This window comes from Enterococcus sp. AAFC-DPL-5182, from assembly GCF_058216605.1.
Genome location: NZ_CM177101.1, coordinates 1016798 through 1030112 on the forward strand (window position 1 = coordinate 1016798; position 13315 = coordinate 1030112).

The window sequence follows — 13315 nt, forward strand, 5'->3', positions numbered from 1 at the left end:
TCAACATCTAAGAGCTAAAGTTCTAGAAATTGAAGATTTTGGGGAAAAGATAAAAATAGCATAGGGCGAAAAGCGTCTCAGTGAATTTTTTCTATTTTCCTATCAAGGCTGAACGAGTTCTTTCAGCTTTTAAATTTAGGAGGGAATATTTTGGATCAAAAAGAAGAACGTTTATTAATAGACTTAACCAATGCTAAAGGAGTACCAGGCAATGAAGGAGAAGTCAGAGAGATATTTAAAAAATATGCAGAACCATTTGCAGATAAAATCATGTATGACGGGTTAGGGAGTATTATTGCCAAGCGTGTTGGTGATAAAGAAGGCCCTAAAGTGTTCTTTTCAGGACACCTAGATGAAGTTGGTTTTATGGTCACTCAAATTACAGAAAAAGGTTTTATCAAATTCCAAACACTTGGGGGTTGGTGGGGACAGGTTATGCTGGCGCAACAAGTGCAAATCAAAACAGGAAAAGGCGACTTGTTTCATGGCGTGATTGGTTCAAAACCACCTCATGTTTTAACGGCAGAAGCTAGAAAACAACCTTATGATGTAGCAGACATGTTTATAGATATCGGTGCTTCTAGTGACAAACAAGTGGCTGAGTGGGGCATTAAACCTGGAGACATGATCACGCCTTACATTGAATATCGCCGAATGAACAATACTAAGTTTATGTTGGCTAAAGCTTGGGATAATCGTATCGGTACAGCCGTTTCTTTAAGAGTTTTGGAAAATCTAGCGACAGAAGGGCATCCTAATATTTTATTTGCTGGAAGCGATGTACAAGAAGAAGTTGGCTTACGTGGTGCTCAAACAAGTACTCATCTAGTTGATCCAGATATTGCTTTTGCATTAGATACTGGAACCGCCGGAGATACTCCAGGAATGACGCCTAAAGAAGCGGACTCTGAATTAGGAAAAGGACCGCAAATCTTGATTTTCGACGCTTCAATGATTCCGCATAAAAAATTGCGTGACTTTGTGATCCAAGTGGCAGAAGAAAATAATATTCCTTTCCAATATACTGTAATCACAGGTGGCGGTACTGATGCCGGCAGAATGCACTTATCTAGAAACGGTGTACCCTCATTGGCAATTACAGTTCCAGTTCGTTATTTACATTCTCATACATCTATGATTCATGAAGATGATTATTTAAATACAGTTAAATTAGTGACAGAAGTCGTTAAACGCTTAGATCAAGAAACGGTAGATAAGCTTCGCAGTTATTAAACCAGAAGGAGATGTTTCAAATGAAAAGTCAAATTACAAATGCAATGCATCGAGAGCAAGCTCGAATATCATTAAAAGATCAATGGGGAACAATGGCTTGGATTACTTTTTTAGCAGCATTGATTACTATGCTGATCGGTGCAGTGGTATCGATGATTGTAGGAGCGCCAGAAGATAGCGCAACAGGTAATGTTATCACATTCTTATTGAATAACTTCATTTTCTTTGCACTTACCTATGCAACATATTATTGTGCCTTGGAAGTATTAAGAGGAAGAAAAGCTGATGCAAGTATGCTTGGGATTATGTTTCAAGGAAAATTTTATATTCCTATGTTATTGATCAATCTTATTCAAGCAATTATTGGTGCAATACTGAATTTAATTATATTATTACCGATCCTTTTAACTTCAGGAGTGGTTCTATACTTTAGTATGATGGTCAATAAAATTCCATTGAAAGAAATTCAAGGAGAAGCAACGGGTGATGTGACAGTTGCATTAATGATTCTTCTATTTACTATATTAGCAGCTTTCATAGGTGTTTTTGTGAGTGGTGTTTTCCAATTTGCTGTTTGGGTAAAAATCGATGATAATAAATTGCCAGTAGGAGATACGATCAAATATGCGTTGTCTTTGATGAAAGGACGTTTTGGACAGTATTTCTTATTACAATTATCTTTCATTGGTTGGTTTTTCATCGGTGTATTAACATTTGGGATTGGTTTGTTATGGGTGATTCCTTATCATAATGTCGCTATCGCAAGTTTTTATGATACAGCTCGTGAAGAAAAAGGTGCACCGATTAGTGTAGAATAATGAATTGAAAAATTTTAATCATATGTAATACACTATATAATAAAATCTCTTTTGTTTGCTCTTCGTTACTAAAAGGTCAAATAAGAGAGATTTTTTGTTGTGTAAAACTATTATATTAAAAAAATTTAAAAACATAAATATAATAGAGATAGAAGAACGCTTTTACTATACATAACGAACGTTTTCGATTAATATGGTTTAACATCAAAATATGATAGGAGAATAGTTGTGAAAAAAACGTGTTTTACATTGCTTTTTATTTTATTAATAAGTATTTGGCAACCTAGCATTATTTTAGCCGAAACAATAGATAGCAGTTCCCCTAAGATTAGTAATGATTCAAAAGAAGCAGTAGAAGTTTCAAGTGAAGAAACCGTTTCTTCAGAATCCAGTGGGACAAGTAATCCAACTGAATTGTCGAATAGTCGGGATACAATTGATTTTACCGTTTCACAAGAAACTAGTGAAAGAGAAGTTTCCACATTTGATGTATCTACGACTGATATTGCGGCAGGTACCTTTGGAACAAGTGATTGGTCTATAGATGACACAGGTGTACTTCATATTCAGCAAGGTGAATTTGATGATACCCCGGAAATTGGTTTTTATCGTCAAAGTCCTTGGTTGGATTATAGAAATTCCATAAATAAGATTGTTTTCGAAGGACCTGTTGTAGCATCAGCCATTATGGAACGCTTGTTTGAAGGCCTATCTAATGTGACTGAAATTGAAAATATTTCCTACCTAGATACTTCAAATACAGTCAATATGCAGCGTACTTTTGCTGATTGTGCCAGTCTAGTTTCATTAGACTTAACGAGTTGGGATACATCTAAAGTACAAGATATTTTTTCTCTTTTTTATGGATGTGTGAATATGGAGAATCTAGATATTTCAACATGGAACACACAAAGTATAACTGCAATAACCTATGCATTTGCAAACATGACGAAATTGAAGGCATTAAACTTATCGAATTGGAATCTGTCACCGATGTATTCAGCGCAAGGAGTCTTTATGGGGGATAGTTCATTAGAGTCTTTAGATTTATCTGGCTTTGACATGACTAGGTTATCTTCCAATAATGCCTACTCAACATCAAGGTTTTTCCAAAATACTACCGCATTAAAAGAATTAACGCTTAGTTCAAGTTTTAGATTTATAGGCAGTAATTCAAGTACTAATCCTGAATTACCGCTGGTTCCTATAAATGATATGTATACTGGAATGTGGCAGAACATTGGTGATGGTACAAGTGGTAATCCTAATGGTGCAGATATCTGGACAAGTCGAGAATTGATGAGTAATTTTGATCTTGCTCCAAAAAATGATACGTACGTTTGGCAGCCTGTCACTAGAGTTGCAGCGGATGTCACTGTAACGTATGTAGATGAAACAGGAGCAGAAATCCACACCGCTCAATCAATTAGTGGAAATATTGGCGAAACCTATGATGCGACAAGTGCCGAGTATAAGCTTACACTCGACGGTTATACACTAGATGAAAGCAACCTGCCAGAAAATGCCAAAGGAACATTAAGTGAAACAGCCCAAACAGTTGTGTACAACTATACAAAAAATCCAGTAAAAGCAGCGGATGTCACTGTAACGTATGTAGATGAAACAGGAGCAGAAATCCACACCGCTCAATCAATCAGTGGAAATATTGGCGAAACCTATGATGCGACAAGTGCTGAGTATAAGCTTACACTCGACGGCTACACACTAGATGAAAGCAACCTGCCAGAAAATGCCAAAGGAACATTGAGTGAAACAGCTCAAACCGTTGTGTACAATTATACAAAAAATCCAGTAAAAGCAGCGGATGTCACTGTAACATATGTAGATGAAACAGGAGCAGAACTCCACGACGCTCAATCAATTAATGGAAATATTGGCGAAACCTATGATGCGACAAGTGCCGAGTATAAGCTTACACTCGACGGTTATACACTAGATGAAAGCAACCTGCCAGAAAATGCCAAAGGAACATTAAGTGAAACAGCCCAAAACGTTGTGTACAATTATACAAAAAATCCAGTAAAAGCAGCAGATGTCACGGTAACATATGTAGATGAAACAGGAGCAGAACTCCACGACGCTCAATCAATCAGTGGAAATATTGGCGAAACCTATGATGCGACAAGTGCCGAGTATAAGCTTACACTCGACGGTTATACACTAGATGAAAGCAAGTTACCTGAACATATGACAGGAGTATTGAGTGATAAACCAATAACAGTAGAGTATGTTTATAAAAAAAATCCAGCAAAAATAGGGACGATCACGATAAACTACGTAGATGAAGCTGGTAAAAAAATCCATGATTCTAAAACGATTAGTGGTAATATCGGTACATCTTATGATGTTTCCATAGCAAATTATAAACCTATAATAGATGGTTACACACTAAATGAAAACAAATTACCTAAAAATGCAAAAGGTATAGTTGAAAAACAAAACCATACAGTAACATATGTTTATAGCCAGAATAAAGAAATGAAAAATAACCAAAAGAATACGCAGATCAAAGAACAATTGCCTTTAGCAGGAGAGAATAACAAAAAATCTCTGATGTTCATGGGTGGAGGAATTATAGTTTTGTGTGGTGTTCTATATCTTTTGAAAAAAAGGAAAACAAAAAGATAGCTGATTCACCGCTGTTGATTGAAATCCTGTTATGGAAATTTATAGACTAAAAAATGACTGTTTAAGTTATTTTTAGTCTTTTTTTGTTCAATCATGTCTGTTTTTATCAATGATTTCCTTTTTTGTGGTACCATTAAGTGAAAACTAATCAAGGAGGTCGATGAAGTTGAAGATAACCGTTTTAGGCTGTTTAGGTGCTTATCCTTATAAAGGAGAAGGAACCAGTTCTTACTTGCTAGAATCAGATGGTTTTAAGCTATTACTAGATGCTGGGAGTACAACCTTAATTAATTTAGAAGAGCATATTGATCCATTAACCTTAGATGCTGTGATATTGTCACATTACCATTATGATCATATTGCTGATCTGGGAGTGTTACAATATTATCGTCAGCTATACCCAGTGATGGAACCAACGCCTATATTACCTATTTACGGACATACAGATGATCCTGTTCATTTTGAGTCTTTAAATATGCCAAACGTGTCAAAAGCAGTTCCCTATTTTGAAGCAGAAGAATTAAAATTAGGGCCTTTTCTTGTAACGTTTATGAAAACAATCCATCCTGTTCCATGTTATGCAATGCGTTTTGTAGAAGAAAAAACAGGGAAGGTATTCGTTTTCACAGGTGATTCAGGTTATTTGGAAAGTTTTATTGAGTTTGCTAAAGATGCGGATGTTTTTTTAGCGGATACTTATTTATTTGAAGGAAATGAACAGCATCATGCCCATTTCACTTCAAAAGAATCAGGCGAAATCGCTAAAGCGGCTCATGTCAAAAAACTGATCCTGACTCATTTACCCCAACATGGTTCATTAGCAGAATTGAAAAAACAAGCTGAAAATGCTGCTGGTAGTCAAGTGTCCGTTAGTTTAGCAGAGAAAAATTTAGTTATTGAAATTTAAGGAGTGGTGAACTGTGATTTTTGTACCAAATGAAAACAATGACCCAAGAGTCAACTTAGCGATCGAGACGTATTTATTAAAAGAAAAACCTTTAGATGAGCCGATTTTATTATTTTATATTAATGATCCATCTATTATTATTGGTCGTAACCAAAATACGATTGAAGAAATCAACAAAGAATATGTGGATGAACATGGAATTCATGTGGTTCGTCGTTTAAGCGGTGGAGGTGCTGTTTATCATGATCATGGGAACTTGAATTTCAGTTTTATCATGCCAGATGATGGTAATTCTTTTCGTGATTTTGCGAAAGTAACACAACCAATTATTCAAGCGTTGCATGAGCTAGGTGTTTCTGGTGCTGAATTAAAAGGACGTAACGATTTAGTGATCGATGGTATGAAATTTTCTGGAAATGCGATGTATGCAACGGCTGGAAGAATGTTTGCCCATGGTACTTTGATGTTTGATAGTAATATTGATGAAGTGGTGAACACCTTAAAAGTTCGCAAAGATAAAATCGAATCTAAAGGAATCAAATCCGTTCGTTCTCGGGTAACGAATATCAAACCATTTCTACCAGCAGACAAACAAGATATGACGACAGAAGAATTTCGTGAAGATATCTTATTGAAAATCTTTGGTGTTGACTCTGTCGATCAAGTGAAAACATATGAGTTAACGGATGAAGATTGGGAAAAAATCAACAAGATTTCAGACGAATATTATCGTAACTGGGATTGGAATTATGGAAAATCACCAGCCTTTAACTTGGAACGTCATCAACGCTTCCCAATTGGTTCCATTGATGCACAAATGAATGTAGAAGATGGAGAAATCAAAGAAATCAAAATCTTTGGCGATTTCTTTGGATTAGGTGAAATCAAGGATGTTGAAGAAATATTGACGGGCACAAAATATGAAAAATCTGCAATTGAAGCGGCTGTCGATCAGATTGATCTTAAAAAATATTTTGGTAATATTGAAAAAGATGATTTGGTTGGTTTGCTTTATTAAGAAATAGAACATAAGGTACTTGTAGTAAAACTAGAGAATAGTTTTACTACAAGTGCTTTTCTTATATCCAACTACTTAGTAAAACAAAGTAGTTGACAAATACCCTACTAAGTTATACTATATACCTGTACTTAGCACTACTTAGTAGTTTAGGGATAAAAGAATCTAAAGTATCAAAAGAAAGAACGGGTGATGAACATTATGAACGGGATAACAGAAATGCTAAAAGGTGTCTTAGAAGGTGTCATTTTGGAAATTATCAATCGGCATGAAACGTATGGTTATGAAATAACCAATAATTTACAAGAATATGGGTTTGAAGATATTGTTGAAGGAACGGTTTATACGATTCTCTTACGCTTGGAAAAAAAGAATTTAGTCACAGTTACAAAGAAAAAATCAACGGTTGGACCAATGCGCAAATTTTATTCTTTAAATGATGCAGGTCAGAAAGAACTCGCATTATTTTGGCAACGCTGGACCTTTATTTCAGGTCAAATCGAACGATTAAAGGAGGGAACAGATGATGAAAAATAAAAACGTCATCAATTATTTCAAACAAGTTCATGCGGATAAGGTAGAATACAACAGGCAAATGGCACGACTAAAGGAGCTTCCTTCTGATTATCAAATTGTTTATAAAGAAGTTCAAAAATTTTTATGGGAATTTACCGCAGGTGATGGGATGGACATGCTTCCGCCAATGCTGGAATTACTAGACTTTTTTGAAGAAGGCGCTGCAAATAATATACCTGTTTTACAATTAGTTGGAGAAGATGTTGGATCTTTTGCTGAAAATACACTTCATGAAATGCAGGCTAAAACACGGATCAATGAACTAAAAAGAAAAATGAATGAACGAATCGCTAAAAAAATCAGTAAAGAATAGAACAGTATAAGTGAAACAGATGAAAATTATTTTTTGACATCATATCCTTCAATTCGTATAATAAAGAAGCGAAAAGGAGCGATAGTATGCGAAATGAAATGATGCATCGACCAGTTGTAAAAAAAGAACTCGTTGATTTTATGCGTAATAAACAAAAAAAAATCCAAGGTGAACTTGGCGTTATCGAAGAGGAAGCCCACGCGGCAGGGGTGCCGATCATCCCTCATGAAACCGTTGTGTTTCTACAATTTTTCTTAGATCAAATCAAACCCAAGAATATTTTAGAAATTGGAACAGCAATCGGTTTTTCTTCTAGTTTAATGGCACAATACGTCGGAGATGACGGACATGTGACAACAATCGATCGATTTGATGTAATGATCAAAAAAGCGAAAGTAACCTATGAACGCCTAGGATTGACAGATAAAATAACTTTATTAGAAGGTCAAGCGGCTGAAGTTTTACCGACATTAACGGGTCCTTATGACTTTATTTTTATGGACAGTGCGAAATCCAAATATATTGAATTTTTACCAGAATGTTTACGTTTGCTACGCGTTGGTGGTGTTCTAATGGTGGATGATGTTTTCCAAGCAGGAACAATTTTAGATCCAATTGAGGAAATTCCACGTAGCCAAAGAACGATCCATAGAAAGCTGAATCAATTTTTAGATACTGTGATGACCCATCCAGATTTGACTTCGACGTTACTACCATTAGGCGATGGTGTAATCATGATCACAAAAGAAAAAGAAATAACCGAATAACCATTATACGGCTTGGGTCAGGATGTAATTATTTTGACCTAAGTTTTTTTATATAGCCACAGAGGAGGGGAAAAAATGAAAACAGATAGAGACAAGCTTCAAGTGCTAAATAACTTAGTTGAACATTATGGGTTTCAGTATTGGTGGGAAGATGAGAATCGTTTATCTGATTGGGTATCGATGATCTTGATTCAGCAAACGACAGAAAAAAATGCCCACAAAGCATTAGGAAATTTGGGGCCATATTTAACTGTAGAAAGTCTTCTGGAAATTGAATTGGAGACTTTGCAAGAACTAATTCGGCCAGCAGGATTTTTTAAACAAAAAAGTAGCTATATTAAAGCATTGATCGATTGGTTTATTTCTCATGATAGTGATTTTGATAAATTCCGTACATATTCGACAGATGCGCTTAGAAAAGAACTTTTAACGATTAAAGGTGTAGGTTCAGAAACAGCAGATGCGATGCTGCTTTATATTTTTGAGCGAAATGTGTTTATCGCGGATCAATATGCGATTCGTTTATTTAACCGTTTAGGTTTTGGACCATATAAAACCTATGAAGAAATGCGCAAAGATTTTATGCATTTGACGGAATCAATCCCTCATGATTTATGTAAAGAATGGCATGCAGCAATTGACGTTCATGGAAAGCATTTTAATAAAGACAAAAATATGGATGAAACATTTTTATGTTCTTAAACGAGCGTTTATTTTATGTTTAATTTTCATTTAAGTTTCAAGGCGTAGACTCTCTCTATATTGGAGGAGAACGCCATGAAGAACAATAACAGGATAAAAAGAAAGTGTCCCAAAATACTTTTGATAGTAGGTGTTGTTATAATGCTCTTTCTATTATTTCAAAAAAGCTTTACTGCATTTGCAGAAAAATTTACACAAACGAGTGAACCTGTGGAAATTAACATTCCAACGATTTTGGTTCCTGGCACAAATGGAACTGTAAATCGCTTCAATGGGTTGATCAAAATGATAGAGCCTAAAGCTGATGTGTTGAAAGTTACTGTAGCGACAGATGGTACTGTATTTTCTAAAGGCAAGCTGAAAAATTCAACAAAACATCCTATCATTGTGATTGCGTTTCAAGATAGCAGTAATGAAACCTTAGCGATCCAAGGAAAATGGTATCAACTGGCACTGAGTTATATTCAAAAAAAATACTCATTTGAAACGTATAACTATCTAGGTCATTCTAATGGCGGACTAGTGATCACGTCTTACCTTGAAGAATTTCAGCAAGCGTCAGATCCTAAATTAGCTAAACTAATAACCTTAGGCACACCCTACAATGATACATCAAAAAAATACAATGATGCAGTGACTTCATTTACGCAAGTAAAGGAAACAAGTGATTTACTAAAAGGTTATTTAGCGAAGCAAGAAAATATTCCCGATACGATCAAGATGTTGAATATTGCTGGAGAAGTTGAAGAGACAGCATCTGACAACAAAGTACCTGTGCAAAGCGTTTTTTCTGGAAGGTACATTTACCACGATCAAGTAGCTGAGTATCAAGAAGTATTGATTAAAGGCGTAAATACAAGTCACAGTGAACTAGTGGAAAACCAGGAAGTCATTCAATTGTTGAAGAAATTTTTTTGGTAAAATAAAGTAAAGAAATAATAGGATAGAGGCTGCTGTCTGTGTCCTGTTTTTATTTTATTGTGTGATTATGATCAGACAATAAAATAAACGTTGATTTTTTATGTTATTGAGAATGAAAGAGCTATTTTCTCAAATAAAAGACAAAAATACCAAAAATAAAATAACTTAACTATAATAATTCTATTGACATAATAATTTTAAATTGATACGCTAAGAGTGTAGAAAAATATTTAGCTGCATGGGCTAGTCTTTCCGAAAAAAGATAAAATAGGATTGAGATAGAAAACATCTCATTCATATTTTCCTGCTTCTCAGTTTAGACTAAGTGAGCTCATTACGCTTTTAAATTTTAGGAGGAATAATTAAATGAACTTAATCAACACGAAACTATTAGACTTTGAATGTGATGCATACCAAGATGGTGAGTTTATCAAAGTATCAACGGCAGACGTATTAGGTAAATGGAGTATTTTCTTCTTCTATCCAGCTGACTTTTCATTTGTTTGTCCAACAGAATTAGGGGACATGCAAGATCACTACGATCACTTAAAAGAGCTGAATTGTGAAGTTTATTCTGTATCTGAAGATAGCCACTTTGTTCATAAAGCGTGGGCAGATGCGACAGATACGATCGGTAAAATCAAATACCCAATGTTAGCTGATCCAAATGGTAAAATTGCTCGTTTCTTCGGTGTTTTAAATGAAGACTTAGGTCAAGCATACCGTGGAACATTTATTGTGAGCCCAGAAGGCGAAATCAAATCATATGAAATCAACGACATGGGAATCGGCCGTAATGCAGAAGAGCTAGTTCGCAAATTAGAAGCTTCTCAATTTGTAGCTGAACATGGCGATAAAGTTTGTCCAGCTAACTGGAAACCAGGCGAAGAAACAATTGCACCAAGTTTAGACTTAGTTGGTAAAATCTAAACATTTTAATAGACAACGATGAGACTTCCTTATTTGGGGAGTCTTTCTTAAAATTTTCAGACTGAAAACAATGAATTTTATAAAAGGAGAACAGATATGAGTCAAGAAATTTATGATTTGATCGTGATCGGCGGCGGTTCAGCAGCTTTATCAGCGGGTATTTATGCTGGACGTGCAATGTTAGACACATTAATTATTGAAAAAGATAAGATTGGTGGGCAAGTTACGACAACTTCTGAAATCGTGAATTATCCAGCGATTCGAGCAACAACTGGGCCTGAACTAATGGAAGATATGCGTTTACAGGCACTAGATTTCGGTGTTGAATTTACGACAGATGAAATCATTGATGTTGATTTAAGCCAAACTGTCAAAACAGTGAAATCGGCAACTAAAACCTATCAAGCTTACGCTGTGATCATCGCAACAGGCGCTTCAGCACGTAAAATCGGTTTCCCAGGTGAAGTTGAATTTACTGGTCGTGGGATTGCGTATTGTTCAACATGTGATGGTGAATTTTTCCAAGGATTAGATATTTTCGTACTGGGTGGCGGATATGCCGCGGCAGAAGAAGCGGTTTACTTAACTCGTTACGGTAAATCAGTGACGATGATCATTCGTGAACCTGATTTTACTTGTGCAAAACTAACAGCAGAAGCAGCTAAACAACATCCAGATATCAAAATTGTTTACAATACAGAAGTCAAAGAAATCACTGGCGATGACTTTGTTCGTAAAGCTGTTTTTGTTAATAATGAAACGGGTGAAGAAACAACATATGAAGCGCCAGCAGACAGTACATTTGGTATGTTCGTTTTTGCAGGAAACAAACCAAGTACAGAGATTTTTGAAGGGAAAGTCGAATTAGACCGTGGCTATGTACCAACAAATGAAAATATGGAAACCAATGTACCAGGTGTTTATGCAGCTGGAGATTTACGTATCAAAGAATTACGTCAAATCGTTACTGCTGTTGCAGATGGTGCAATCGCTGCAACAAATGCACAAAAATATATCACAGAAGAAAAAACAAAAGCTGGTTTGCCGATCGTCAATGAACGTATGGAAAAACGTTTAGCGAAGCAACATGCTGAAAATAAAGAAACCCAACCAAAAGCAGAGAAGAAACCAGCTAAAGCAACAAGTGGTAATAACACATGGTTCCCTGATGCAATGAGAGAGCAATTGGGCGGTATTTTCGGTAAATTGACGAAGAATGTAACCTTGTTACAAATTATGGACAGCAGTGAAGAAAAATCACTTGAATTAAATTCATTCCTAACAGAATTTGCCTCATTAAGCGACAAAATCTTTCTGGAAACTGTTCAAAAAGGTACAGATTCTGATATAGAAGCAAAATATGACATTGATAAATTACCAAGTGTAGTTGTTTTAAATGACCAAGGTGAATACACAGGTATCAAGTTTAGCGGTATTCCAAGTGGACATGAAGTCAACTCGATCGTGTTAGCTGTTTATAATGTCGGAAGCGCTGGTCAGCCAATAGAAGAGCCGGTCGTTAATAGAATCAAAGAACTACCTAAGAAGAAAGTACAGATTTTCGTTTCATTGACTTGTCATTATTGTCCAGATGTGGTCGCTGCTTGTCAGCGAATTGCTTCAATCAACCATAATGTTGAAGCTGAAATGATCGATATCGGTGTTTTCCCAGAGTTGAAGACAGAGAAAAAAATCATGAGTGTTCCAGCAATGATCATTGATGATAAAGAAATTGTTTTTGGTTCTAAAAATATGGATGAGATCGTTGAGATTTTAGAAAAATAAAGAAAAGCCGAATCAAAAGAACAGCTTGTTCTTGATTCGGCTTTTGCTTATTTTATTGTAACTAATTTTTTCAAAGGCTCGACACCAAAATGTTTCTCCTGATACAATAGAATTTCAGCACAGGCTCGGCTATCTTCTAAAGCATCGTGGTGATTATTCAATTGAATATCTAGATTCTCACAAACGGTGTTTAATTTATGATTTGGCATTTCTGGAAATAACTTACGACTGGTTTTCACAGTACATAGCGAAAGGTAATTTGGCTGATCGATGCCATAATAATCTAAACATCCAGCTAAAACACCACAGTCAAAAGGAGCATTATGAGCAACTACCAAGCTATTCGCTTTAAAGCAACCTTGAATTTGCTTCCAAACTTCGGGAAATTTAGGTGCATCGGCTACATCTTCTGGTTTGATTCCGTGAACTTGAATATTTTTCCAAAAAAAATCTGTTTCTGGTTTAATCAAGGAATAATATTCATCAACGATTTTATTGTTTTCTACTTTTACTAATGCGACAGAACAGGCACTATGCTTAGCATAACTAGCTGTTTCAAAGTCTATGGAATAAAAATTCATGTTCATTATCCCTTTCAGTTCAAAATTAATTCATACATGTAGTATAACAAAATGAGTGACGTATAGTAACCCTAATTGAAAAATATTAACAGAAACTAAATAAAAAGAGGTTGGG

At 35.5% G+C, this 13315-nt stretch carries 13 protein-coding genes; 12 read left to right on the top strand and 1 reads right to left on the bottom strand.

All coding sequences use genetic code 11. The features are described from left to right. The first annotated feature begins 150 nt into the window (after positions 1-150). From AC4BB7_RS04690 to AC4BB7_RS04745, 12 genes are all read left to right on the top strand, one after another. Positions 151-1233: a M42 family metallopeptidase gene (locus AC4BB7_RS04690; RefSeq protein ID WP_086312050.1), complete on the top strand. Its 1083-nt coding sequence runs from the start codon at positions 151-153 to the stop codon at positions 1231-1233. Positions 1234-1253: 20 nt separating this feature from the next. Further along, positions 1254-2051, top strand: coding sequence for a DUF975 family protein (locus AC4BB7_RS04695; protein ID WP_490484576.1), 798 nt, complete (start codon positions 1254-1256; stop codon positions 2049-2051). Positions 2052-2279: 228 nt separating this feature from the next. Continuing rightward, entirely contained in the window at positions 2280-4700 is a 2421-nt protein-coding gene (locus AC4BB7_RS04700; protein WP_490484577.1) for a MucBP domain-containing protein, read from the top strand. A 166-nt stretch (positions 4701-4866) separates the two neighbouring features. Beyond that, on the top strand, positions 4867-5607 hold the full coding sequence (locus tag AC4BB7_RS04705) for an MBL fold metallo-hydrolase (protein WP_490484578.1): 741 nt from the start codon (positions 4867-4869) through the stop codon (positions 5605-5607). Between the two features lie 13 nt (positions 5608-5620). Beyond that, complete coding sequence (gene lplA / locus AC4BB7_RS04710; RefSeq protein WP_086312053.1) at positions 5621-6625, top strand: lipoate--protein ligase; 1005 nt, start codon at positions 5621-5623, stop codon at positions 6623-6625. A 201-nt stretch (positions 6626-6826) separates the two neighbouring features. Beyond that, positions 6827-7162: a PadR family transcriptional regulator gene (locus AC4BB7_RS04715; protein ID WP_086312054.1), complete on the top strand. Its 336-nt coding sequence runs from the start codon at positions 6827-6829 to the stop codon at positions 7160-7162. Continuing rightward, on the top strand, positions 7152-7514 hold the full coding sequence (locus AC4BB7_RS04720) for a DUF1048 domain-containing protein (RefSeq protein WP_086314265.1): 363 nt from the start codon (positions 7152-7154) through the stop codon (positions 7512-7514). Before AC4BB7_RS04715 ends, AC4BB7_RS04720 begins: the two co-directional genes overlap by 11 nt. A gap of 86 nt (positions 7515-7600) precedes the next feature. Beyond that, positions 7601-8281 (top strand): O-methyltransferase, encoded by a 681-nt coding sequence (locus AC4BB7_RS04725; protein WP_490484579.1) that lies wholly within the window; start codon positions 7601-7603, stop codon positions 8279-8281. 75 nt (positions 8282-8356) lie between these two features. Continuing rightward, the gene (locus AC4BB7_RS04730; protein ID WP_086312056.1) at positions 8357-8983 is read left to right on the top strand and encodes an endonuclease III domain-containing protein; all 627 of its coding nucleotides are present in this window, start codon (positions 8357-8359) and stop codon (positions 8981-8983) included. A 141-nt stretch (positions 8984-9124) separates the two neighbouring features. Beyond that, complete coding sequence (locus AC4BB7_RS04735) at positions 9125-9904, top strand: alpha/beta hydrolase (RefSeq protein ID WP_490484580.1); 780 nt, start codon at positions 9125-9127, stop codon at positions 9902-9904. A 366-nt stretch (positions 9905-10270) separates the two neighbouring features. After that, positions 10271-10834, top strand: a complete 564-nt coding sequence (ahpC, locus tag AC4BB7_RS04740) for an alkyl hydroperoxide reductase subunit C (RefSeq protein WP_086312058.1) — start codon at positions 10271-10273, stop codon at positions 10832-10834. A gap of 96 nt (positions 10835-10930) precedes the next feature. Next, a complete protein-coding gene (locus tag AC4BB7_RS04745; protein WP_490484581.1) occupies positions 10931-12619 on the top strand; it encodes an FAD-dependent oxidoreductase in 1689 nt (562 codons plus the stop codon). A 47-nt stretch (positions 12620-12666) separates the two neighbouring features. On the opposite strand, the gene AC4BB7_RS04750 is transcribed toward AC4BB7_RS04745, so the two are convergent. Beyond that, entirely contained in the window at positions 12667-13200 is a 534-nt protein-coding gene (locus tag AC4BB7_RS04750) for a 3'-5' exonuclease (RefSeq protein WP_086312060.1), read from the bottom strand. Between the last annotated feature and the right edge of the window lie 115 nt (positions 13201-13315).